Source organism: Candidatus Izimaplasma bacterium HR1 (assembly GCA_000755705.1).
Taxonomy (GTDB): Bacteria; Bacillota_I; Bacilli_A; order Izemoplasmatales; family Izemoplasmataceae; genus Xianfuyuplasma.
The window spans coordinates 591608-615356 of the sequence record CP009415.1 but is presented as its reverse complement, the minus strand read 5'-3'; the positions used below and the strand labels follow the sequence as shown (position 1 = coordinate 615356).

Below are 23749 nucleotides of genomic sequence, written 5' to 3'. Positions count from 1 at the left end.
GTTACAAATGGCAAATTATGGTGTAATAATAGATAGTACTGTGTACATGCCAAAACACATTATTGAAGAAAGCAAAATCGAAGTTGTATCTTTAAATGTAACTGTTGAAAATGAAGATACCTATTTAGAAAAAAATATCGATAGAGAATTCATTATCAAAAAAAGAAGTGAAGGAAAAACTTTTAAAACAAGTGCTCCTGGTCCAGGTAAATTCCACGAGAGATATGAGCAGTTACTAGAAACTAATGATCATGTATTTGTAATTGGTTTAAGTAAAGTGTTAAGTGGTACTTATCAAAGTAGTACTGTTGGAAGAACAATGCTAGAAGATCCGGAACAAGTTACAGTGTTTGATACAAATCATTCAGCCTATGGAAATGAAATGCTTGTTTATGAGTTGTTAGATATGATTAAAGCAGATAAATCTGTAAAAAAAATCGAATCTAGAATTAATAAATTAATCAATCAATCGAAACTAATATTTACTTGTGAGAACTTATTTAGTCTTGTTGCAGGTGGTAGACTATCTCCTGCTAAAGCAATGATTGGAACTATTCTTAGAATGAAACCAATAGTTGAAATGATCGATGGAAAACTAATTTTAGTTAAAACAGAAAGAACATATAAAAAAGTATTCGCACTTATTGAGCAAAAAGTAAGAGAAACCACAGAAGGTTTTAAAAATATAAATTTTTATATCACACAGACATATAGTCAAAAAAGTGGCGATGCACTTAAAAGTTTCATTGAAACAACTTTCCCAGAAGCTTCAATTAGATACACCGATTTACTTGGTCCTGTTATGACAGTACACGTTGGTGATAAAGGCTTTGGAATTTCTTGGTTCTACGAATAAAAGTAAAAAGGATTTTTTAATCCTTTTTTTATTTACCTTTAAAAGTACAAATAATCTCTATAAAAAAGAGAAGAAAAATCTTCTCTTATTCTGTTAAGAAATTAGTAATAATCTCGACAACCATATCTTGCTGGATAATGGTTTCTAGTTCAGCATCTCCATCACCCTTTTGCGGACCATACCAACCAAACTGTGCATGGTTTCCACCAACAATATTCACTATTTGATTTTCATCATTCACATATTCTAAACTATCATTAAATGCTTCAGGATCCATACCTAAATCATGTTCTGCAGTAATTAGGAGAGTATCTTTATCACTTATGTCCTTTATAGGGTAACTACCTAGTAAGACAAATGCACTTACTTTATCATTACCATTAAATACCATCGATGCTGTTACACCACCTAAACTATGGCCGATCACTACATTCTCTAAACTATCACTAAGGAACTCTTTTCCAATCCAGGGATTTAGTATTGCCAAATTGAATGGCGCTTTAGCTATAACTACATCATAACCTCTCAAAGCAAGATTAATGGCTAAATACTTATAACTGTCAGGAGTAACAAGTCCTCCAGGTATAAAGATTATATTTAACAAAGGATCAGTTACACTATACCTGATTTCATTATTATCTTCATGAAAGGTAACACTACTATCATCTATCATATTAATAGCGTCATCCATTTCCTCTAAAGCGGTATATGAATTTGATGAATAGATAGTTAATGCAATAACAAGTAGTAATAAAACAGCTATAAACATTAGACCTATTCTTTTTAATATTTTCTTCATTTTAACACCTCATGTTTGTAATTATTTATTATGCAGTTCAAAGACTAATCCTTCAACATTATTCATAACCCTTATAAATCCTATTTTTTCTAGTAATCTTATAGAAGGAATATTTTCTACATCAGTCTCTGCAACAATCTTAACATCTGGATACTTCTCAAATATATATTTGATGAATGCACTTACTATCTCATAGATAAAACCCTTACGAGCATATTTAGGATGAATAGAATATCCAATAAACATCTCTAATTCACTTTTTTCAACATATAAATCACCAATCAATTCATCAGTTTCCTTTAAGCAAAAAGCAAGTTGTGACCCATGATCTATATAAAAAGGAGTAAGAAGAATGTCTCGATATTCTTCTTTTGTTTTACCCTTAAAAGTTTGGTAAATCATCCATTCCTCATTATTCCTATACTCTGTAAAAGTATCTAAATCCTTCTCTTTAAAGTATCTTAATACCAGCCGATTAGTTTCTAAAATTTTACTGTCCATAGTATCACCCGTAATCATTATAACAAATAAAAAGGGTTGGCAAAAGCCAACCCTAAATTATTATAAATTATTTGCTTCTATAACTTCTTGATAACATGGTAAATCAATATACAGTTCTTGTTTTAATGGATTACGTTTAGTTCTTCTAATAGTGATAATTTCATATACTAGAACACCAACATTGAACAGAATAGCAGCAATTGCTAAAACATATTTTGGTGCAGCTGCATGTGTACTAACGATATCAAAATATTGTGTGTTTGAGTAATTAGGAAATGTTAAAGAAAACATTGCCCATAAAGCTAAAGTTTGTGCCCTGTGTTGTAGCCAAAGTCCTTTTGTTCCAACAAAAGCTGCAACCGTACAACTAAAGATTAACGCTACACCTGCATAGAATGCTCTATCAGGAATGCAATTGTAAACATATGACATATTCCATATCCCATATGCAATAATCCAAAACCATAGTTGATCAGCCCATACCATATCTTTTGATTTCGAATTGGCTATCTTGATTCCAACCCAACCTGTTATTGTAATAATACTGATTATTCCCGCAATACCATTAATGATATTCCAAGGTCCACCTTGTAGAAATAAACCATTTTCAATAACTCCAGCTTTTGAGTATACCTCAAAATCTCTGAATACTGCTTCTAGGATATTAACACTCAATATAAGTGCTGGGAATAGTAGAGCCCATTTGTTTGTTTGTAATTTTTTAAAGTATCTGATAGCCATAAAGCCAACAACTCCAGCTAATGCGCTATAAGTCTTAACCCAGGCAAACCAATTTCCATCAGTGTTTTCAGATTCTCCTTTACCCCACAGAAATAAAGTAAACGTTAAAGGAATAGCAATATAGAATACTATAGACAAAATCTTACTTCTTCTTGTTCCCTCATTAATTAGTAATAACCCAAATAAAACTAGTAAAAATATTAAAACATTTGTAATTGTATAATTCTCAAAGAAAAACATACTTTATACTTCCTTTCATTATTGATCTCTCTAGATTCAACTATACTCCTAGTTTTATGTTATTTCTATACTAACTTTAATCTTTCATTAGCAACATTGTCATAAAACAAAAAAGAAGAGCCAATGGCTCTTCTTTACAGTTTTTTGCTCATTAATATAAGACTATAATATTCTCCTGATATTTTTATAGTATCGGGTTCTATACCATACTTAACAAATCCCAGTTTTTGATAAAGAATAAAGGCTTTTTCATTTGAATTAACAACTGATAAATTCATTCTGAAGATACCTTTTCCTTTCGCGGCCTCTTCTGCATGGATAATTAGTTGCCTGCCAATACCTTCGCCACGATGATTCTTCTTTACATACATGCTATGTAATGATGCTATATGTTTAAGTTTACTACGTGGATTAAATACTACAACGCAGATACCTATCATCTCTTCATTGATAAAGGCTCCTATGGTTGTAACATTCTCTTTATCTAAGCGATATTTCCAAAGTTTATCTTCAAATAAACTTTCTTCTTCAAAACTTGAACCAAAGCTTAATGTTTCGTTTTCTAATAATTCTAATCTAATTTTCTTGTAAAGCAAATAATCATCTTGTGTGAGTTCACGAATAATCATAAATACCTCCTAGAAATTTCGATACTTCTCAATCATACTATTTTTTACATCCCATAGTTTTTGAGATAAATCTATATAATACTTATGTGGGAAAGAGAATCTTCTTAATTCAGACCAAAGTTCTTTCAAGTTTTCTTGAGCATAACTCTTAACTTCTTCTAAAGTAGGGATATCGTACACTAGTTTTCCTGCTTTGAAAATTTGAACTTGCATTTCTTTTAGAGTATATTCAGTTACCTCTTTACGTTTCCATGTATGGATTGGATCAAATAGTAGTAGTGGTTTTGAAGTATCAATCACTTCATTGTAAAGAGCTATGTAATCAGCTATAGGTCTTTCTTCCTTACTAAACACACGATAAACCTTTTTATAATGTGGTGTGGTAATTTTTGCCGGATTATCACTAATCTTTATAATTGGTTTAATCGTTCCATCTTCTTCTTTTGCAACGATTTTATAAACAGCTCCAAAAACAGGATCACTTTTCGCTGTAATTAATCTTTCACCAACACCAAAAATATCAATTGGTGCTTTTTGGTTTAATAATGTTTTAATTAAATGTTCATCAAGAGAGTTACTAACAACGATTTTACATTTCTCCACTCCGGCTTCATCTAACATAATTCTTGCTTTCTTAGATAAATATGCTAAATCCCCACTATCAATTCTAATAGCGTAATTCGCTTCAGGATTTTCAATCAATACTTCCTTTATAACTTTAATAGCATTAGGTAATCCACTTTTCAATGTGTTATAAGTATCAACTAAGAGTGTTGTGTTTTCTGGATATGTTTCAGCATAAGATCTAAAAGCTTCATACTCAGTATCAAAAGACTGAACCCATGAATGTGCCATAGTCCCACCAGAAGGAATACCATATAATTGATCTCCTATCACGTTACTAGAACTATCAATACCAGCGATATATGCTGCTCTAGTACCCTCTAAACTACTTGTTAACCCGTGTGCTCTACGAGCACCCATTTCAATAACCATTTTCTCTCCAGCTGCGTATTTAATACGAGCAGCTTTAGTAGCGATTAAACTTTGATGATTGATTATTTGCAGCAAGTACGTTTCAACAAGTTGTGCCTCTAAAAGAGTAGCTCTAATTGTCATTATTGGTTCATTAGGAAATATTACACAACCTTCTCTAAAGGTATAAACATCTCCTGTAAATTTAAATGTTTTTAATATTTCTAAGAATCCATCACTAAAAGTGTTTTTACTTCTTAAAAATTCTATATCCTTATCAGTAAAATGTAAGTCCTTTATATATTCGATTATATGATACAAACCAGCAAATAAGCTAAATCCAGCTTTATCAGGATTAGAACGATAGAAAACATCAAAATAGACTATTTCATTATGCTTTCCTTCTTCAAAATATCCATTAGCCATTGTAAGTTCATAAAAATCTATTAACATTGCACGATTTATTGTATACATCTGTTTAATACCTCCACATGTAATCCTTCTAAAACATCCATTGCTTTTTCATGAAGGATTGGATCAAATGATTTTGTTGCTAGATTATCGACTATGATATGAGCATTTGGTAAAGCACTTTTTGCTATAACAGCATTACTTACAACACAAATATTTGATACTAAACCGCATAACTCAATAACCTCATAATCTTTAGTTTCTAAATAGTTCCCTAGTTCTAATGATGGGAAAGAGTATTTTATAAATTGCTTATCCTCTTCTTTTATTAAAGCTTTAACCTCATCTTTAATCTGATGCCCTTTACTTCCCTCTACACAATGAACAACCGGAAGGTTCTTACCTTCTTCTGTTTCTAAATAATCAGTTTTATGGGTATCTAAAGTGTAAATAACATCATTACCTTCTTGTTTATATTGATTTATTTTAGTTATAATATTCTCAGTGATTTCACTCGCAGTATCAAAACCTAAAGTGCCATCAATAAAATCATTTTGAAAATCTACAACGATTAAACACTTCTTCATACAACCACCTCGCATATATTATAACACCTTTCTATTTTTTTTATGAAAAAATGTTTAATAACAAAGTTTCCCACTTTAGTAAATATTTTCATTTTTATGTGCATCCTTTCTATTCTTGATAGTTATCTATGTAATCAAGTATATTAGTAAGCTGTTAAAAGCAAAATAATAAGTTATTGACAAAATGACAGGGTGTCAACTATAATAAGAAAGTATGCTAGGAGATGATTAACATGAGAAAGTACACAAATACTATATTTACCCATAAGAGAATTTTGTTTGTCCTATTTATAATAATTAACATCTTTGCTTTACTAGGAGTTATCCAAATAAAGCTAGATACAGATTTTGCGAGTTTCTCTCCAGATGAATCTATCTATAAAGATCGATTGGAAGAAATCGAAGATATCTTTGGTGAATTAAATCAACTTATAGTTATAGTCGAAGTAGATGATATCAACCGAGAAAGTCTTGATGACATGAAGGAACTTCAAAGTACATTAAGTTCAATTGATGATATTACATACGTTCAAGGAGCAGCTCCAGAGCAATTAATTATCAACGGAAACGTTATTGAGTATAACGACATACCAGCAGATACTGTAATTAATTACTATTCTAACTTTGGTGATTTTTCACCAATTAAGGAACATATAGAGACAAACTATTTTGTCTTTACATTATTTATAGATAAAGACTTTAGCAACTCTAGCATTACCGATATCGAGGATAGTTTAAATGCCAATGACTATCAATCATATATTTCAGGAGATTCTTATAATCAGTTAAAAATTACTGATTATATTATTAGAATATTATTAATCTTACCACCCTTAGCTATCATTGTAATCTTCTTAGTATTTAGATGGCAAATGGGAGCCATTAAACCAACATTGCTTAGTGTACTACCTGCAGGAATAGGTTCTTTATGGACATTTGGTTTGATTGGTTGGATTGGAAATGAAGTTTCAATCTTAACTGCTGTAGTACCGATATTTATTATCGTTATTGGTAGCGCTGACGGATTACACTTCATGTCCCATTATCAGGATTCCAAAGCAGAAGGAAAAAGCAACCATGAATCCCTTGTTAGTACTTTAAGATTAGTAGGGATACCAATGATTGTGACAACATTAACATCAATGGCTGGTTTCTTATCATTATTAACAATTAGCACTTCAAGTATAAAAGATCTCAGTCTTTACTCAGCAATAGGTATTCTTCTAGCAGGTGTAGCTACTTGGTATGTATTACCATTAATCTTATCTAACGATATGAATGTAGCGAGAAAAAAAGCTGCTAGCAAAAAAATTGATATTGCCAAAGGTTTAAGAAAACTATCGGGTATTCCGAGTATTATACTAGCAGTTCTCATAGTAGTAGTTTCAATTATTAGTTATCCTAAAATTAATACTGAATTCAATATGTTAATGGTTTATAAAGAAAGTACAATAGTTTCAATAAATGCAGAAAAAGCTACTGAAGTAAATGGTGGGAGTATTCCATTATATGTAACCTTAGCTAAAAATGATAATATAATCTCATTAGACACGATGGATGAAGTAGAAACTATAATCAATGAGCTAAATAATTTAGATGAAGTAAATAAAGTAATAAACCCATTTGAATTAATGAATATTGTTTATTCTAATCAGTTTCTAGGTGAAATTCCAAATGATATGGTTCTAAACAATATCTATAATAATCTAAGTAGCGATCCAAATAGTACAATACATGACCTAATATCATATGATGATAACACTGTCAGATTGCTTATATTTCCAAGTGATTTAAATAATGACACTTTGGGTACAATTGAAGAAGCAATTGATAATTTAAATTTAGAAACTAGTGTTACTGGAGTTCAATATTTAATGAAAGACTTAAATGATTCAATTTCACAAATGCAATTGAACAGTATAATTCTGGCTTTAGGAATCGTCTTAATCATGTTAGTGATTACTCTCAAAAGCTTTAAAATTGCCTTCTATAGTTTAATTCCAATCCTAATAACAGTAATTAGTTTATATGGTTTCCTTGGCATTAGCCAAATACCTTTAAATATAACCACAGTTATTATTTTCAGTATTACAATTGGTGTGGGTATAGATTATGCAGTTCATTTCAGTAGTGTATATAAATACTACTTAAAAGAAACAAATAACAATGAAATGGCAATTGATAAAGCTTATAGTAATTCTTCTCGTCCAATCATTGCTAATGCTCTTGGAATTTCTTTAGGATTATCAATAATGGTTTTATCACCACTAACAATTCATTTCAATGTAAGTATGTTAATGTGGGTAAGTATGATTGTTAGTGTTGTCTTAACATTAACTTTATTACCATTCATATTCAAAAAAAGAGGAGGTAAGAAGAATGCCTAAGAAAATGTTTTTTAACATTAAAGAAGATAAGAGAAACATGTTTCTTGATGTCGCTGTTGAAGAGTTTACTACAAAATCGTTTGAGCAAGTTAGTGTTAACACTATAATAAAAAAAGCAAATATATCTAGAGGTTCATTCTATACCTACTTTGATGACCTAGAAGCATTATTTAACTACATAATAAAGGAAGTTATTAATAACCGTTTTGAGTATGCTAAAAAGTTACTACAGAATTGCAATGGTGATTATTTCCTATTTATTAAATCATTATTTGAATACGACTTTGATAGCTATAGCACGTCAGGAAAGTATAGTCTTTTTAGAAACTATATCCATTATATTCAAAGTTCAAAAAAAAGTTCACTTAAAGATGCAATCATTGCAAAGTCACTCCTTGGACTCATTGAGAACAATGACATAAAATCAGTATTCAATTTTGATGAATTAAAAATAAATGAACAAGAATTTATTGATTTACTAGAGATTGTAGTTATCTTGATGATTAACACATTCTTAAAATCAGAAAATGAGAACTTGTCAAAAAAAGAAACAATAAGATTATTTAATAAAAGACTAAGTTTTATTGAATACGGAGTTAGGAAGGAAAATATAGAATGATTACAATACCATTTATTTTAATACTATCTGTATTAGCAATCTACAAAGGAAATTTTATTAGAAAGCACAATGTTAAATTATATATAGGAGCAATAATCTTTGGTATAATAGTATTTGCATTGAGAAACAAAGTTCAGATTACAGAACCATTCAATCAAGGTTATTTAGGATTATCATTCCTTTACATAGTAATGATGACAGGAGCTTTAAGAAATAAATCAAACTTGAGAAAAAAACTTATGAGTGTAAGAAGAGAATATTCAATTATTGGGTTTATTCTAGTTTCACCTCATGCATTAAAGTATATAGTAGAATTTCTACAAGGAGTAAGATCATTTGAATGGCTAGGAGTTATTCCATATGCAATAATGATTCCGTTATTCATCACTTCGTTCATGATTGTTAGGAAAAAATTCAGTTTTGCAACTTGGAAGAAACTTCAACAATTTGCATATATTGTTTATATCTTAATCTTCGTACATTTAATCATTGTTGCCAAAATGCCAAACCTACTTGTCTATATTGTTTTATTTGTACCTTATATAGTAGTGAAACTAAAAAAAGAGTATTTAATATTCAAAAGTAAAAAATAAAAAAAGCATATTTCTGAAATGAACCCAAAAAAGTAGACACTTTAAAAAAAGAGGTCTACTTTTTATTTAACCTACGACGTTTAGTGTTGTAGAAATGTATCCATTCATGTACTAATTGTATATATTCATCTAGTGTTGTGATAGTATTATTATATAGAGTTTCTTTCTTCAGTATTGAATGAAAACTCTCTATAACTGCGTTATCAAGAGGAGTGCCTTTCCTACTCATGGAAGTGACAATACCGTTTGATGCACAGATTATTTTAAATTCAGTTGTAAGATACTGAAAGCCTTGATCTGAATGGAGGATGAGTCCATTCAGATCTTTTGTTTTGGTTATTGCTTTGTTCAACGTATCCATAACTAGCTTTTTATCATTACTTTTACTGATTTGATAGGCTACCACATCTCTTGTTTCTAAATCTATTATTGTACTTAAGTATGCTTTCTTACCGTTCTTAATTAGATGTAAATACGTAATATCTGTAACCCATCCTCTTTGATTAAAGTTTCGTTTTAATAAATCAATACTTGCTTCCTCTTCCGTATATTGATTCACGTAATTCCTTTTTTGCTTTTTAATATACTCCGCTACCACACTGTACTTTTTCATAATCCTTGCTACTTTTTTGTGGTTTATTACTAGTCCATACTCGTCTGTTAATACAGCGTATATTCTTCTGTATCCATATGTTTTCTTGTTCTCATCAAAGATTTCTTTAATCATTATGTAATCATCGTAATCCGGATCCTTTGTCTTCCTGTATTTGTAATATGTTGATGTGCTTATTTCTAGAACTTCACACATCAATTTAATTTTATACTGATTTCGGTATTTCTCGATAAAAGCTATTTTTTCTCGCGATCTACCTCCTCTAAGAATTCCTGGAACTTCTTTAAGATTTCATATTTCTCTTTGTAATTTACCTCTTCATCTTGTACAGGTCTGCCTTTCTTCTGTACGTCTAAAGACCCATCTCTTTTGAAAATTCTCACCCATGTTGCTATTGTTCTCCACTTTACTCCATACTGTTTTTCTAAAAACGCATAACTCTTTCCTTCGTTAATCTTCTCATTTACTATTTGTAGTCTTAATTTGATATCATACTTCTTAAACTTTTGTCCTTTCTTTGCCATACAAAAAACACCTCCATACTATTATTATAGTACAAAGGTGTTTATCTTCTTTTTTTAAAGTGTCCACTAAATGGGGTTCACTCTATTTCTATGCTTTTTTATTTTAGTTTACTTTGATTAGGTCTAATATTTTATGAGTTACTCTGATACCATCTATCGCAGCAGATACAATTCCACCAGCATATCCAGCACCTTCACCGACAGGATATAATCCTTTTGTTGAAAGACTTTCAAATGATTCTTTGTCTCTGACAATTCTTACAGGTGATGAAGATCTTGATTCAACACCAGTTAATAGTGCGTCATCACTATTAAATCCTTTAAGTTTATTACCCATTTTTTCAAATGCTTCTATAAAGGCATCGTTAATTTTTTCTGTGAATACATTTCTTAAATTTGAAAAATTATACCCAATTGAATAACTTGGTAAAACACTACCTAGTTCAGTTGTAGTTTTATTATTGATAAAATCTCCAACTGTTTGGATTGGTGCTTTATAATTACTACCACCAAGTTCAAATGCTTTTCTTTCTAGATTACGCTGGAATTTAATTCCAGCTAAAGGATGAGAACTTTCAAAATCTTTTTCATCAACTGTAATTAGTAATGCACTATTACCATTTACTTTATCTCTTGAGTATTCACTCATTCCGTTAGTAACAACCATACCTTCTTCTGAGGAAGCTGGTACAACTAAACCACCAGGGCACATACAGAATGTATAAACACCTTTACCATCTTTAGTTTGGTGGGTAAGTTTATACTCGGCAGAACCAAGTTTTGGATGATTATGATTTGGACCAAATTGCGCTTTATTAATCATTTCTTGTTTATGTTCGATTCTAAATCCAACCGCAAATGGTTTTTGAACTATATTACATTTGTTGTTATATAACATTTCAATTGTATCTCTACTACTATGTCCAATTGCTAATATTACATAGTCAAAATATTCTACATCTTCGCCTATAGTAATATTTAGACCTTTTTTGTGAGGAAGTATATTTGATACTTTAGAATTAAACTTAATCGTTGAACCAAGTTCAATGATTTCTTTTCTAATATTCTTTACTACTTCAACTAATCTATCTGTTCCAATATGTGGATTGTGGACATAAAGTATTTCTTCAGGTGCTCCTGCTTTTACTAATTCACTAAAAAGCCATTTACCTAGTGGATCTTTTTTTCTATTAGTAAGTTTACCATCAGAGAAAGTACCTGCACCACCTTCACCAAATTGAATATTTGATTCAGTGTTCAAAATTTGGCTCGTACTGAACTCTTCAATTGTTTTGATTCTCTTATCAACTTCTTCACCACGCTCGAATACAGTGACATTTACCCCCGCTTGTGCGAATTTTAAAGCACTAAACATACCTGCAGGTCCAAAACCGATGACAGCAACCTTTTTATCTTTAGCATAATTTAATTTCGTGTAATCAACATCACTGTGTTTAAATACTTGTTTAGAGACATTGGGAATGTTTTTAGAAAGAATTCTTTTCTCTCCCTTAACTTTTACCGATAAAGTATATACAAAAAAGATCATATCTTTTTTTCTAGCATCAACCGATCTTCTTTCAATACGGTAATCTAGAACATCTTCAATACTTACTCTTAATAATTTTGATAATAAAGGCTTAAAATCCTCTATATTATCGCTTATTTCTACTTTTACTTGGTTAACTAACAACATAATTATTCCTCTTTTTTATTAGACATTTGTTTAACTAATTTTTATACAAAGTAAGTATAACACAGAACTAAGTACAATGCTTTTAGATATGGCATTAAAAAAAGAAAGTGTTTTTATAACACTTTCTTTAATTTTTATTCGTTTCCTTGTTTAATTGATTCTACTTCAGTAACTTCTTCAGCATCTTCATCAACTTCTACTTCTTCTTTTGGAGTTGAGATTGATACAACTACATTTTCCATATCTTCTAATATTTTAACACCTTTAGGTGCTTTAATATCGCTTACTAATAATGTATCGTTTGCTTCTAATCCTGTTACATCTAATTCTAACTTAGAAATCCCAGAACCTACATTGTATTCAACTTCAATAGTACTCATAACAGTTTGAACGATTAATCCACGTTTTTCTACTTCACCATGATTTAAGAATACTAAGTTGATTTTTGATGTCATTGTATCATCTTTAGCCACTTTAACTATATCAAAGTGTTTCTTTATATTGTGGTTTTCATAAGTTGATTGAGTTTCTTTAATATAAACAATGTGTTTTTTACCTTCTAAAGTTACTTCAAATGTTTTTGAAGTTCCTTTTGATTTGTACATCTTGTGAAATTCAACAGAATTTGCTTGAACAGGTACCGCTTCAATTCCTTTACCATATAAAACACCAGCTACTAAATTAGTGTTTTTAAGTTTACTGCCTTTAATTGATCTTGGTTCTAATTTCATCTTGCACCATCCTTAATTTCATTTTGTATATATATATTATACCACAAGTTTGAATAGATACAATAAATGGGTAAATCCTCGATACCTCTTACATAAAAATCAGTTATGCATAAAAAAAAATAAGACAAGAATTTCTTGTCTTATTATATTTTTCCTTGTGCCCATTCTTTCATAAATGTATATAGTTCTTCAAACCGAGGGCTTTTTGCATTTCTAACATAGAATCCTGATGTAGACATCCCTGTTAATAATGCTTGATCAGGTTTTAAACCAAGTAATAACCCTAACATAAATCCTGCATTAAAATTATCTCCAGCACCTGTTGACAACTTTGGTTTAGAAATATATGGACCTTCTTCCATATAAAACTCACCATTAACAACACAACATGATCGATCAACTGGATGGATAACTACACAATCTATTCCCAGGAACTTTTGAAGTTCGATATTTAAATCTTCAAGAGGTACTTGCATATTCTTTAATGAAGCATCCTCGAATAAATCCAAAACATTAGCAACGTCGTAAGCTTCCTTTTTATTTAGTCCTAAAACTACAAAAAACTTCTCACTATATTTTCGCAAGATTCCAAGAGCTTTCTTAATTTCCTCATCTTCTCTTTTCTCAGGATCTGCTAAATCAACAAAGAAGTAAGGTTTATTATCTTTTTGCGGAAGAATTGGTAAAATGTCTTTTGCCATTTTTTCCCATAAATCTGTTAAGTTAGGTAACATACTCCAGTTAACGTTGGCAAATAAATTAGTGTTTTTTAGTAAATTAATAAACTCTTCTTTTCCAACCGCTTCTAATAAGTTCTCATAAGTAACATCGTTTAGTGATTGCATCTTCCCAAGCATTAATTTACCATCATCAAATTCTAAAGCATCAGTATGGCCATTTGTTGCAAAAGAATATAGTTTAACTTTATCCTCCATAACCTTAAATACATCATCTATTGAAGGACTACCTAATGCACCCATATAAGTTAAATCAGGATCATGCTTCGCAAGAGCATTACACATGATAGGACCATTACCACCAATCTTTTTAATTGTTGGAACAAGTTCAATATTGGTTGATAACCCACTAGCTTTAACAATACGGTTCCCTAATGCTTCTATAGTATCAATTCGTTTAAAGTTCTCGCTATCTATTCTTTTATCTACTACATGAATAATCTCATCAACGAATCCGTCAAATCCAACAATTATCTTTAATTCTTTGGGATTCTTCTTACTTAGAATTCCTGATGTTTCAATTCGTTTATCCATTTATATACACCTCTTTTTTTATTCTATTACTATTCTATCATATTATAATAAAAAAAAAGAATAAAGTCTGGATGACTTTACTCTTTTAACTTATATTATCCAATCATTATTTCTTCATCAGGGTAAGCCAGATTAGTAGGCATTTGATGACGTTGTGCTAAAGCCATAAACAGTGTTAATGGTCCAATACGCCCAACAAACATTGTAATTGTAAGAACTATTCTACCAATAGTACTTAGTTGTGTAGTAATTCCAAGTGATAACCCAACTGTACCAAATGCACTTACAACTTCAAACAAGATTGTCATAAAGTCTGCATTTTCAGTAATTGATAAAATAAATGTTACCATAATAACCCACATCGCTGCTATACTCAAAATCGCTAAGGCTTTATTAACTAAACCTCGTGGGATTTTACGTTTAAAGCTCTCTGTTTCTTTTCTTCCTTTTAAAGTCGAAACTATCGTTGCAATAATAACACCTACAGTTGTGATTTTTACTCCACCAGCTGTACCTGCACTCCCTGCACCAATAAACATAAAGAGGATTGTTATCACAATTGTCCCCATCATTAGTTGATTCATAGGTAATGTATTAAACCCTGCAGTACGAGGAGTTACAGAGTGGAAAAATCCACTAAGTAATTTACCACCAAATGATAAGTTACCCATTGTATCTGGATTATTAAATTCTAAAGCCATTACAACAATAAATCCAAATACTAATAAGAACGCTGTTAATGATAACGTAATTTTAGAATGTAGGCTTAATCTTTTTAAGTTCTTTTTCTCTAACAGTTCAAATATTACAACAAACCCTAATCCACCAACAATAACTAATAATGCTACTGTTAAAACGATGATAGGATCTTGAACAAACGGTGTTAAACTTTGGAAATTTCCAATCAAATCAAAACCAGCATTACAAAATGCACTAATTGAATGGAATACGCTAAACCATATTCCCTTTCCTAAACCATAAATTGGAATAAATCTTGAAGATAGAATTACTGCTCCTATCCCTTCAACGATAAAGGTCAAGATTAGAATTGATTTAGCTAAACGAACTACACCATTAGCAGTTATTTTATTCATTGCTTCTTTCATTATAACTCTACGACCAAATGTAATTTTACGACCTAAGAGTAAGGCAAATAAGGTTCCCATTGTAATGAACCCTAAACCCCCAATTTGAATTAACATGAGAATTACTACTTGTCCAAATGTGCTCCAGTGAGTAGCAGTGTCAACAACTACAAGTCCTGTAACCGCAACTGCGCTAGCAGCTGTAAATAAAGCATCAACAAAACCAACACTAACTCCACTTTTACTAGCAAATGGTAAAACAAGTAATATTGCACCTATAAATATTACTGCAGCAAAACCAATAGCTATGATTTCAGCAGCATTAAAATGTATTCTTCTTTTTTTACGTATTCTGTCCATATTATGTTCCTCTCTCTTCAGTTAAGGTATAACATACGAAGATTATACGCTTTTTAAGTCATTTTGTCAAAATTAGAAATACTTTGTATTATAGCCCTTAAATAGCCTATATTCTCTTAGCTTCAACAATGCAATAGAATGGCTCTTTTTCAAGTTTTTCGCCAAATAGATTCATATTTATCATTTTTAAGTTACATTCCTCTAAAAATGATGCAACTTTATATCTTGGGTTATCTTTCATATCTAACGCGAACTTCCATGGTTCGCCTTGTTTTGCTATCATATTCATATTTTTAATAGCTATTTTCGATATACTTCCATCTAGAAAAGCTTTTGAATAAAAGTCTTGAGCAATGATACTACCTTTTGTACATAAAGCGGACATTTTCTTTAATGTCTCTTCGACAATTGATCTATCTAAATAAAGTGAAACGCTTTGCCATATAAATAATGTCTTCTTTGTTTTATCAAAACCAGCACTAATTAATTTCTCATCCCAAGATTCTTTATCATAATTTACTGGAATATAAGTAATCCAATCGTAATCAATTTGTGCTTTCTTAAGAGTATCTAACTTCACGTTTAGAGTCTTCTCTTGATCAAGTTCAAATACTTTGACATCTTTATCTTTAGTATACCTTTGAGCTATTAGATCAAAACCAGATCCAGGAAGAACGATTTGATCTACTTCATCAATATATTTTTCAAAAATATAATCAAACTCTAAAACTCTTCTACCTGCTGTAGAATCTAATGTCTCAAACCCGGGTTCAACCAGGTTTCCCAATCTCGTTCTAAAACTAAAAAGTTTTTGAGTAATAATAAACGGTCCCATTACTGCCCATAACCCAAAGTGTGATTCACAAGGAAAATTCTTTGTAAAAGCAACAGATATAGGATCATGTCTAGTCTCAAAATAATGCATTATCCATCGATATTGAAGTGCTTGTACTGCAGAAAATGAAACTTCTAATCTCTTACTTATCACCATTTCTTTATACAATCCAAGACCTAGACCTAGAATTGCGAAAGGGATAAAAACAATTTGAATAGGTATATATATTATAATTTGAAATAATCTGATCAAAAACCTAACAATGATAAATTGTTGTTTTTTATTATATTCATTCATTTTGATACCCTCCTTACCAATTACCCATAGTTCATTATATCATGTAGAGCATTATTTTCGCATATAAAAAAAGGCATTACCTTGAACGGCAATACCTTTACTTAAATGTCTTAACTAGTAATTATACGTTGATTCTTCACTATTAAAAATCTAAAGGTTTTAATAACTTAATCTGTCTTTCCATTCCTGCACCTTCATTTGAAAGGTAATCTGATTTCTTTAAGTCTTTTAAATAACCTCTAATTTTAGCTTCTCCTAGTTCATTACCAAATACAGCTTTACTTATTTCTGAATGTTTAGGATTACAGTATTCTTTACTAGAATCCGCTATTAAATTCTCAATAAACTTATATGTCTTTGCGACATTATCTCGGTAACCACCCAGTATCTTTTCATCTCTTTGTTTACGTAACATATCTAGATTATCTGAAATGTATTTTTTACCCATGATCATTCTCCTTTTACAATTAAATTCTGTCAAGAAGTGTCATATCGAAAACTCCTAATACTTCTTGTACTCCTATACTATACTTATTTTCAAACGCTGTCTATATTTGATTCTAAAGATTTATTCTTTTTTAGATGTATCATCACAGAAATAACTGCTGTTACAACATAAAGAACTAATAACGAAATAAGTAATTCTAAGACTTGTCCAATAAAGAAAGTAACTGTGAAGTTGAAGAGAAAATGCATCCAAAATGCGATAAATAAATTATTGCATTTTTTCATTACTACTCCGATAATTATTGAAAATGATAAGATCAAAGTTAAGAATACTACAATATAGGTAACTAAGTCTATACCACTAAACTCACCTGTTATAAACCATAAAGGTAGATGCCAAAATCCCCATACTAGACCTAAATATATATTACCACGTAGAAAGCCGTACTTAGTTTCCATCTTAGGAAGCAAATAACCTCTCCAGCCAGATTCTTCTCCAGTAGCCCCTTGAATAATTGTAAAGAAGAGATTACCAAATAGTAGTGCTGGTAGAAACTCAATTTGCATTGATAATTCTGTACCCGTAACAATTGCTACTAGTAAAGCAGCAAGAATAAATAATCCAGCCATCACAACTGTAATCATAATTAGTAACTGTATATTAATTTTTTTCTTGAAAGCATTCTTATAAAACTTTTTTATTGTCATTCCTGGGTTTAACTTTTTAAACATAACCAATAAAACAATAGTTGGCGACCAACTACATAAAGCAATGACAAAACGCATAGTTAAATCAGATGCATTAAGAACAATGCTAGCAACTGCGCCAATTCCTAAGACCATTACCCAAAATACAAGATATGTAATGACTACATATTTCCAAATCATACCTTTCTTTTCACTCATAATAATCCCCCTTATTAATATTTTTCTTATCTAATTTCAATTTTATCATTATATAGTTTTAAAATGAAACTTTTTTTTAATTGTACCCTATCCATAAAAAAAAGCCCATAGGGCTTATTTTTTTCGCTTCTCCTTAACCAAGTGCTACATCTAGCATCATCATTACTGTAAATCCAATCATAGCTCCAATTGTTGCTATTTTTGTTGTTTCCAGCATTTGTGATTCTGGGATTAACTCTTCAATTACAACATAGATCATAGCTCCTGCTGCAAAACTTAAACTAAATGGTAATATGCTTTGCATTGTTATTGCTAAAACAGCACCAATCACACCAGCAATAGGTTCTACCATACCACTAAATTGGCCGATAAAGAATGCCTTTCTTCTAGACATACCTTCTCTTCTTAAAGGAATACTTACCGCAGCACCTTCTGGGAAGTTTTGAAGTCCGATCCCAATAGCGAGTGCAATAGCTCCACCGATAGCTGCAGTTGCAGCAACACTACCTTGAGCCAGTGTTGCAGCATAACCAAATGCTACCCCAACTGCTAAACCTTCAGGTATATTATGAAGTGTTATTGCTAAAACTAATAATACACTTCGATGCCATGACGACTTAACACCTTCTTGATGTTTTGTCATTACATGCATATGTGGTAAATATTTATCAATTAATAGAATAAACAATCCTCCACTTAAAAACCCTATTGAAGCTTGCATCCATGGGTTCATACCCATTGATTCAGCTAACTCAATTCCTGGATTTAACAAACTCCAAAACGATGCTGCAATCATAACTCCAGCACTAAAACCTAACATCATATTGAACCATTTTTTTGGTACTTTCTTAAATGGGAATACCAATGCAGCTCCAAGAGCAGTTATGGCCCATGTAAATAATGTTCCTAATAATCCAGCTAATACAGGATTAGCATAAATCCAATCATACATAAAATCACCCTTTCGATAAAGATTTATTTAACATATAAATTATATCACAAGTCACTAAATAACATTGCGAATACACTACGATATTAACCAAAATCACTATAATCAAAAGTCCTTTTAACTATACAATTATAAGGTCTTATCTACCTTTCTTTATTTTTTAAACTTATTTTAATGGGGAAAGTTTACAATCGCTTTTTTATTAGTAGTATAGAAAGAGTGAGTTCAATAATTTAAGAACGAGGTGGTATTATGGATTTTTTATTAGATGAAAGACATCTATTACTAAGAAAGCTCTTTAGAGAGTTTAGTATTAATGATGTGAAGCCTCTTGCAAAAGAGGTTGACGAGTTAGAAAGGTTTCCCTTAGAAACCGTAGAGAAGATGAAAGAATTAAGGATGTTTGGAATTTCTGTAGCTAAAGAATTTAGTGGAAGTGGTGCTGATTACCTAAGTTATATATTAGCTATTATTGAGCTAAGTAAACAATGCGCAACTACCGGAGTAATTCTTAGCGCCCACACTAGTCTGTGTGTAGATCCAATTGCGAAATTCGGAAGTAAGGATCAAAAAGAGAGATATCTACATAAATTAGCAACTGGCGAATACCTAGGAGCTTTTGCTCTTACAGAACCAGATGCTGGTACTGATGCTTCTAGTCAAAAGACAACCGCTATTGATAAAGGTGATTTCTATGAAATCACTGGTAGTAAGATATTTATTACAAATGCAGGATATGCTGATGTATATATCATATTTGCTCTTACAGAACCTAGTTTAGGTACAAAGGGAATTAGTGCATTCATTATTGAAAAAGATATGCCTGGATTCACTATAGGAAAAAAGGAACTTAAAATGGGTATCAAAGGAAGTGCAACTTGTGAATTGCATTTTGAAAAAGTTAAAGTGTCAAAAGAGAATCTATTAGGTAAACTCAATAAAGGATTTGGTGTAGCTCTTACCACTCTTGATGGTGGAAGAATTGGAATTGCAGCTCAGGCAATTGGAATTGCCTTGGGGGCAATTGATGAAACTGTTAAGTACGTCAAAGAAAGAAAGCAATTCGGAAGAAGTATTTCTAAGTTCCAAAATACACAATTTGTTTTGGCAGACTTAAGAACTAAAACAGAAGCTGCTTATCTTCTAGTTCTTAGAGCGGCAATCTTAAAACAAGAAGGTAAACCTTTCTCCAAAGAAAGCGCAATGGCAAAACTAAATGCAGCTGAAGTCGCAATGGAAGTTACTACAAAATGCCTTCAATTATTTGGTGGGTACGGATATACAAGAGAGTATCCCATTGAACGAATGATGCGTGATGCTAAAATCACAGAAATATATGAAGGAACTAGTGAAGTCCAAAAAATGGTTATTAGTTCTTACATGTTGAAGTAGGTGAAGAAATGAATATTATAGTATTGGCTAAACAAGTGCCAAACACAACAGAAATTAAGATCAATAAGGAAACCGGAACTTTAATAAGAGATGGTGTCGAATCAATTATCAATCCTGATGATCTTGCAGGGATTGAAGAAGCATTAAAAATAAAGGATAAACTAGGCGGTTCTATTACAGTAATTACAATGGGTCCTAAAAAAGCTGAATCAATGTTAAGAGAAATATATGGTATGGGTGTAGATAGATGTGTTCTTGTATCAGATAGAGTATTTGCTGGTAGTGATACTTTAGCTACTTCAACAATACTTGCTGAGGCAATCAAACAATTCGAATTTGATTTAATTATTGCTGGTAGACAAGCTATTGATGGAGACACTGCCCAAGTAGGTCCGCAAATAGCTGAACTTCTAGAAGTATCTCAAGTTACTTATATTGAAGAGATTAATCATATCACAGAGAACACAATTACTGTTACCAAGCAAAATGAGGAATACTCATACATTATTGAATGTAAGTTACCTTGTTTAATTACTACTTTAACTGATGCGAACAAACCTCGATATCAGAATGTAACTGATTTATGGGCTAGTTTTGATAAGGATATTATTTCATTATCAAATATAGATCTAAACATCCCCTTAAGTATTATTGGATTAAAAGGATCACCAACAAGAGTAAAGAAAACTTTTACAAAACCTATCACAAAGAAAACTCCAAAACAAGAATTAAATGCTCAAGATGCTGCAAAGGTAATTATTGATGCATTAAATCCACACATGTGAGGTACTCAAATGAATAATGATATATATGTATATATAGAACATGAAAACAACCAAATAAAAGATGTTTCTTTAGAACTTCTTGCCAAAGCAGAAATTCTAAAAGAATCAAGAAAAGACTTTGAAATAAAAGTAACTGCAATATTAATTGGTAAGTCCATTAAAAATCTTGCTAACGAATGTATTTATTTTGGAGCAGACAGAGTAATAACATATCAAAATGAAATTTTAGAAACATATAATACTGCTAATTATGCAAAAGTTGTCTCAGAGATAATCAAAACCTATCAACCTGAAGCATTTCTAATTGGTGGTACGACCACCGGTAGAGACTTAGCACCGAGAATTAGTGCAAAAGTAAAAACAGGATTAACTGCAGATGCTACAAGCATTGAGTTTAACCCAGAAGATACATTGTCAAAAGAACTATGGATTACCAGACCGGCTTTTGGTGGAAACTTATTCGCAACAATCGTATGTCCAAGTCATCGCCCTCAAATGGCGACAATTCGTTCTAATGTATTTGATAAGAATATTAAAAACATGAATCGATTAGGTGAAATTGTTAACTTTGAATATGAGTTCGTACCAAATAATGATATTACATATGTAAAAAGAATATCAAAGAACATAAAAACACAAGACATCACAAAAGCTAGAATTATCGTCTCTGGTGGACGAGGTGTATCAAAAGACCTAACACTACTAGAAGAGACAGCAACGATACTAAAAGGCGAAATAGCTGTTTCTAGAGCACTTGTTGATGAAGGTCTTGCTCCTAAAACCTGTCAAGTTGGACAAACTGGGAAAACAGTAAGACCAATTATATATTTAGCTTGTGGTATATCAGGAGCTGTACAACATACAGCTGGAATGGATAAATCAGAAATGATTATCGCAATAAATAGCGATAAGAATGCCCCAATATTTGATATTGCAGACATTAGTATCGTTGGTTCAGCACAACAAATACTAAGTGAACTAAATACTCAGTTAAGATAAATACATAAAGTTTTATATTATACAAAAAAGAGAAAAATGAGGTAATCATCTTTCTCTTTTTTTAGTTTATTTTTTTATACCCTACTCATATTTACTGATTTCATGTCAATAATTTGAAGACTATCTTTTGTAGTTTTCTCTTTTGCTTCTAGTGCATATTTTTTTACTGACATAGCATCTTTTTTTCGATGAGTTGTTGAACCTGGTCCAGAGATGCAACCACCATGACATACCATTCCTTCTAAGAAATTTCCGGCCATTTTTTTATTCTTGGCAAGTGTCATTTGCTTAATGCAATCTTTAGCACCATTTGCTGCAACAGGATTATATTCTACTGCTATATCTTCACTCTCGATATAATTTTTAATTGAACTTGATACTCCTCCATGAATGGCGAACATCCTACCGTAGTAAGAAGCATTATTTAATGGATCTACCTCAATAGTTTTTAGGTCTATTTCTTTTGCACCAAGTAGTGATCGCAGTTCTTCAAATGTAAGTACATAATCAATAGCATCTTTTACAGGTGTTCTTCTCATTTCCTCTTTTTTAGCCATACACGGACCGATAAAGACATTTGTAGATTCCTGATGCAGTTGTTTAATGAATCTTCCCAATGCGACCATAGGTGAGACTGTTGTAGATATATTTGTAGTTTCCGTAGGGAATTTTTTTTCTACAAGATTAACAAATGATGGACAACATGATGTTGTCATATAATTAGCGTTTTTAATATGATTCTTAAACTCTTTTGTTTCTTCTTGGATTACCATATCTGCTCCTAGTGCTACTTCAATTACATCAGTAAAGCCAATTTGCTTTAAAGCATGGGTAATTTGTCCAATTGTAACAGAATCAAATTGGCTACTTATTGAAGGGGCTATAAGAGCATACATGTTTTTATTTTGTGATAATTTTTCAGCAATACTTTTAATATAAGTTACATCAGTAATTGCTCCAAATGGACAGTTGTATGCACATTGTCCACAAGAAATACATTTTTCATAATCAATTTTTGCAATCTTATTTTCATCCATATCAATCGCATCTACAGGACATGATCTTTTACAGGGTCTTTTTGTATCACTTATTGCATTAAATTGGCAGGCCTCTTCACATCTACCACACTCTACACATTTCTCTTGATTAATATACGCTCGTCCTTGAACAATGCAAATTGCATTTACAGGACAAGCATTTTGACAAGAACGAGCAATACATCCTCGACATGAATTAGTTATTGTATATCTATCAATGGGACATTGATCACAAGCTGGTTCAATAACTTTAATGATGTGTTCATCGTCTTTTTCATTCAATGCATATAGAAGTCTTTCTTTGATGATTGTTCTCTCTTTATATATACAACATCTAAATGTTGGTTTAGGACCGGGGATAATTCCTTCAGCAATTTCATCTCTATTTATATTTTGATTATCGCTAAAGCCAACTAAAGCAGCTTGCTTTAGTACTTCATATTTTAGTTTTTGGATATCCGACTCAAATTTGTAATTCATATTA

The 23749-nt window shown here is 31.2% G+C and carries 24 protein-coding genes; 7 read left to right on the top strand and 17 right to left on the bottom strand.

Translation table 11 applies throughout. The features are described from left to right. Positions 1–7: 7 nt before the first annotated feature. Positions 8–856, top strand: a complete 849-nt coding sequence (locus KQ51_RS03130; protein WP_038468787.1) for a DegV family protein — start codon at positions 8–10, stop codon at positions 854–856. An 85-nt stretch (positions 857–941) separates the two neighbouring features. Here KQ51_RS03130 and KQ51_RS03125 read toward each other — a convergent pair whose 3' ends face one another. The 6 genes from KQ51_RS03125 to KQ51_RS03100 all read right to left on the bottom strand — a co-directional run bounded on the left by KQ51_RS03125 (position 942) and on the right by KQ51_RS03100 (position 5739). Then, entirely contained in the window at positions 942–1655 is a 714-nt protein-coding gene (locus KQ51_RS03125; RefSeq protein ID WP_052609120.1) for an alpha/beta hydrolase, read from the bottom strand. A gap of 21 nt (positions 1656–1676) precedes the next feature. Further along, positions 1677–2156 (bottom strand): GNAT family N-acetyltransferase, encoded by a 480-nt coding sequence (locus KQ51_RS03120; protein WP_052609119.1) that lies wholly within the window; start codon positions 2154–2156, stop codon positions 1677–1679. Positions 2157–2216: 60 nt separating this feature from the next. After that, positions 2217–3137 carry a DUF5692 family protein gene (locus KQ51_RS03115; RefSeq protein ID WP_038468784.1) on the bottom strand — a complete coding sequence of 307 codons (921 nt, stop codon included), beginning with the start codon at positions 3135–3137 and terminating at the stop codon, positions 2217–2219. A gap of 134 nt (positions 3138–3271) precedes the next feature. Beyond that, entirely contained in the window at positions 3272–3766 is a 495-nt protein-coding gene (locus KQ51_RS03110) for a GNAT family N-acetyltransferase (protein ID WP_052609117.1), read from the bottom strand. Between the two features lie 9 nt (positions 3767–3775). Further along, complete coding sequence (locus KQ51_RS03105) at positions 3776–5215, bottom strand: nicotinate phosphoribosyltransferase (protein ID WP_038468782.1); 1440 nt, start codon at positions 5213–5215, stop codon at positions 3776–3778. Further along, positions 5203–5739, bottom strand: a complete 537-nt coding sequence (locus KQ51_RS03100) for a cysteine hydrolase family protein (RefSeq protein ID WP_038468779.1) — start codon at positions 5737–5739, stop codon at positions 5203–5205. The genes KQ51_RS03105 and KQ51_RS03100 overlap by 13 nt, the downstream gene beginning before the upstream one ends. Before the next feature lie 233 nt (positions 5740–5972). Here KQ51_RS03100 and KQ51_RS03095 point away from each other — a divergent pair, with 233 nt between their 5' ends. The 3 genes from KQ51_RS03095 to KQ51_RS03085 are packed head-to-tail and all read left to right on the top strand — an operon-like array spanning position 5973 to position 9338. After that, the gene (locus KQ51_RS03095) at positions 5973–8126 is read left to right on the top strand and encodes an efflux RND transporter permease subunit (RefSeq protein WP_038468776.1); all 2154 of its coding nucleotides are present in this window, start codon (positions 5973–5975) and stop codon (positions 8124–8126) included. Next, positions 8119–8745 carry a TetR/AcrR family transcriptional regulator gene (locus tag KQ51_RS09370; protein WP_052609115.1) on the top strand — a complete coding sequence of 209 codons (627 nt, stop codon included), beginning with the start codon at positions 8119–8121 and terminating at the stop codon, positions 8743–8745. The genes KQ51_RS03095 and KQ51_RS09370 overlap by 8 nt, the downstream gene beginning before the upstream one ends. Next, positions 8742–9338 carry a ferric reductase-like transmembrane domain-containing protein gene (locus KQ51_RS03085; RefSeq protein ID WP_038468773.1) on the top strand — a complete coding sequence of 199 codons (597 nt, stop codon included), beginning with the start codon at positions 8742–8744 and terminating at the stop codon, positions 9336–9338. The genes KQ51_RS09370 and KQ51_RS03085 overlap by 4 nt, the downstream gene beginning before the upstream one ends. A gap of 55 nt (positions 9339–9393) precedes the next feature. Here KQ51_RS03085 and KQ51_RS03080 read toward each other — a convergent pair whose 3' ends face one another. The 10 genes from KQ51_RS03080 to KQ51_RS03035 all read right to left on the bottom strand — a co-directional run bounded on the left by KQ51_RS03080 (position 9394) and on the right by KQ51_RS03035 (position 19055). Beyond that, positions 9394–10182 (bottom strand): IS3 family transposase, encoded by a 789-nt coding sequence (locus KQ51_RS03080; RefSeq protein ID WP_232958019.1) that lies wholly within the window; start codon positions 10180–10182, stop codon positions 9394–9396. 5 nt (positions 10183–10187) lie between these two features. After that, entirely contained in the window at positions 10188–10475 is a 288-nt protein-coding gene (locus KQ51_RS03075) for a helix-turn-helix domain-containing protein (protein WP_038467988.1), read from the bottom strand. 103 nt (positions 10476–10578) lie between these two features. Beyond that, the gene (locus tag KQ51_RS03070; RefSeq protein WP_038468771.1) at positions 10579–12171 is read right to left on the bottom strand and encodes an NAD(P)/FAD-dependent oxidoreductase; all 1593 of its coding nucleotides are present in this window, start codon (positions 12169–12171) and stop codon (positions 10579–10581) included. 134 nt (positions 12172–12305) lie between these two features. Further along, positions 12306–12902 carry a 50S ribosomal protein L25 gene (locus KQ51_RS03065; protein ID WP_038468768.1) on the bottom strand — a complete coding sequence of 199 codons (597 nt, stop codon included), beginning with the start codon at positions 12900–12902 and terminating at the stop codon, positions 12306–12308. Between the two features lie 143 nt (positions 12903–13045). Beyond that, entirely contained in the window at positions 13046–14173 is a 1128-nt protein-coding gene (locus KQ51_RS03060; protein WP_038468764.1) for a hypothetical protein, read from the bottom strand. Positions 14174–14268: 95 nt separating this feature from the next. Beyond that, positions 14269–15618: a TrkH family potassium uptake protein gene (locus tag KQ51_RS03055; protein WP_052609113.1), complete on the bottom strand. Its 1350-nt coding sequence runs from the start codon at positions 15616–15618 to the stop codon at positions 14269–14271. Between the two features lie 106 nt (positions 15619–15724). Then, the gene (locus KQ51_RS03050; protein ID WP_038468761.1) at positions 15725–16750 is read right to left on the bottom strand and encodes a class I SAM-dependent methyltransferase; all 1026 of its coding nucleotides are present in this window, start codon (positions 16748–16750) and stop codon (positions 15725–15727) included. Between the two features lie 142 nt (positions 16751–16892). Further along, entirely contained in the window at positions 16893–17198 is a 306-nt protein-coding gene (locus KQ51_RS03045; RefSeq protein ID WP_038468759.1) for a hypothetical protein, read from the bottom strand. An 89-nt stretch (positions 17199–17287) separates the two neighbouring features. Continuing rightward, a complete protein-coding gene (locus tag KQ51_RS03040) occupies positions 17288–18103 on the bottom strand; it encodes a CPBP family intramembrane glutamic endopeptidase (protein WP_038468756.1) in 816 nt (271 codons plus the stop codon). A 133-nt stretch (positions 18104–18236) separates the two neighbouring features. Beyond that, on the bottom strand, positions 18237–19055 hold the full coding sequence (locus KQ51_RS03035; RefSeq protein ID WP_038468754.1) for a ZIP family metal transporter: 819 nt from the start codon (positions 19053–19055) through the stop codon (positions 18237–18239). Positions 19056–19304: 249 nt separating this feature from the next. Between KQ51_RS03035 and KQ51_RS03030 the strand changes: the two genes are divergently transcribed. Genes KQ51_RS03030 through KQ51_RS03020 form a run of 3 tightly spaced genes read left to right on the top strand, consistent with a single transcriptional unit; the run spans position 19305 to position 22228 of the window. After that, positions 19305–20444 (top strand): acyl-CoA dehydrogenase, encoded by a 1140-nt coding sequence (locus KQ51_RS03030; RefSeq protein ID WP_038468751.1) that lies wholly within the window; start codon positions 19305–19307, stop codon positions 20442–20444. Positions 20445–20452: 8 nt separating this feature from the next. Then, positions 20453–21229: an electron transfer flavoprotein subunit beta/FixA family protein gene (locus KQ51_RS03025; protein WP_038468748.1), complete on the top strand. Its 777-nt coding sequence runs from the start codon at positions 20453–20455 to the stop codon at positions 21227–21229. 9 nt (positions 21230–21238) lie between these two features. Further along, positions 21239–22228, top strand: coding sequence for an electron transfer flavoprotein subunit alpha/FixB family protein (locus KQ51_RS03020; RefSeq protein ID WP_038468745.1), 990 nt, complete (start codon positions 21239–21241; stop codon positions 22226–22228). Between the two features lie 74 nt (positions 22229–22302). Here the strand turns inward: KQ51_RS03020 and KQ51_RS03015 are convergent, their stop codons facing one another. Then, complete coding sequence (locus KQ51_RS03015; protein ID WP_038468743.1) at positions 22303–23745, bottom strand: 4Fe-4S dicluster domain-containing protein; 1443 nt, start codon at positions 23743–23745, stop codon at positions 22303–22305. Positions 23746–23749: the final 4 nt, after the last annotated feature.

Coding starts and splice junctions, on each gene's coding strand:
- KQ51_RS03065 (WP_038468768.1), bottom strand. CDS start 12,902: ATGAAATTAGAACCAAGATCAATTAAAGGCAGTAAACTTAAAAACACT.
- KQ51_RS03075 (WP_038467988.1), bottom strand. CDS start 10,475: ATGGCAAAGAAAGGACAAAAGTTTAAGAAGTATGATATCAAATTAAGA.
- KQ51_RS03030 (WP_038468751.1), top strand. CDS start 19,305: ATGGATTTTTTATTAGATGAAAGACATCTATTACTAAGAAAGCTCTTT.
- KQ51_RS03100 (WP_038468779.1), bottom strand. CDS start 5,739: ATGAAGAAGTGTTTAATCGTTGTAGATTTTCAAAATGATTTTATTGAT.
- KQ51_RS03020 (WP_038468745.1), top strand. CDS start 21,239: ATGAATAATGATATATATGTATATATAGAACATGAAAACAACCAAATA.
- KQ51_RS09370 (WP_052609115.1), top strand. CDS start 8,119: ATGCCTAAGAAAATGTTTTTTAACATTAAAGAAGATAAGAGAAACATG.
- KQ51_RS03060 (WP_038468764.1), bottom strand. CDS start 14,173: ATGGATAAACGAATTGAAACATCAGGAATTCTAAGTAAGAAGAATCCC.
- KQ51_RS03050 (WP_038468761.1), bottom strand. CDS start 16,750: ATGAATGAATATAATAAAAAACAACAATTTATCATTGTTAGGTTTTTG.
- KQ51_RS03025 (WP_038468748.1), top strand. CDS start 20,453: ATGAATATTATAGTATTGGCTAAACAAGTGCCAAACACAACAGAAATT.
- KQ51_RS03105 (WP_038468782.1), bottom strand. CDS start 5,215: ATGTATACAATAAATCGTGCAATGTTAATAGATTTTTATGAACTTACA.
- KQ51_RS03015 (WP_038468743.1), bottom strand. CDS start 23,745: ATGAATTACAAATTTGAGTCGGATATCCAAAAACTAAAATATGAAGTA.
- KQ51_RS03085 (WP_038468773.1), top strand. CDS start 8,742: ATGATTACAATACCATTTATTTTAATACTATCTGTATTAGCAATCTAC.
- KQ51_RS03115 (WP_038468784.1), bottom strand. CDS start 3,137: ATGTTTTTCTTTGAGAATTATACAATTACAAATGTTTTAATATTTTTA.
- KQ51_RS03110 (WP_052609117.1), bottom strand. CDS start 3,766: ATGATTATTCGTGAACTCACACAAGATGATTATTTGCTTTACAAGAAA.
- KQ51_RS03120 (WP_052609119.1), bottom strand. CDS start 2,156: ATGGACAGTAAAATTTTAGAAACTAATCGGCTGGTATTAAGATACTTT.
- KQ51_RS03035 (WP_038468754.1), bottom strand. CDS start 19,055: ATGTATGATTGGATTTATGCTAATCCTGTATTAGCTGGATTATTAGGA.
- KQ51_RS03045 (WP_038468759.1), bottom strand. CDS start 17,198: ATGGGTAAAAAATACATTTCAGATAATCTAGATATGTTACGTAAACAA.
- KQ51_RS03055 (WP_052609113.1), bottom strand. CDS start 15,618: ATGGACAGAATACGTAAAAAAAGAAGAATACATTTTAATGCTGCTGAA.
- KQ51_RS03130 (WP_038468787.1), top strand. CDS start 8: ATGGCAAATTATGGTGTAATAATAGATAGTACTGTGTACATGCCAAAA.
- KQ51_RS03095 (WP_038468776.1), top strand. CDS start 5,973: ATGAGAAAGTACACAAATACTATATTTACCCATAAGAGAATTTTGTTT.
- KQ51_RS03040 (WP_038468756.1), bottom strand. CDS start 18,103: ATGAGTGAAAAGAAAGGTATGATTTGGAAATATGTAGTCATTACATAT.
- KQ51_RS03125 (WP_052609120.1), bottom strand. CDS start 1,655: ATGAAGAAAATATTAAAAAGAATAGGTCTAATGTTTATAGCTGTTTTA.
- KQ51_RS03070 (WP_038468771.1), bottom strand. CDS start 12,171: ATGTTGTTAGTTAACCAAGTAAAAGTAGAAATAAGCGATAATATAGAG.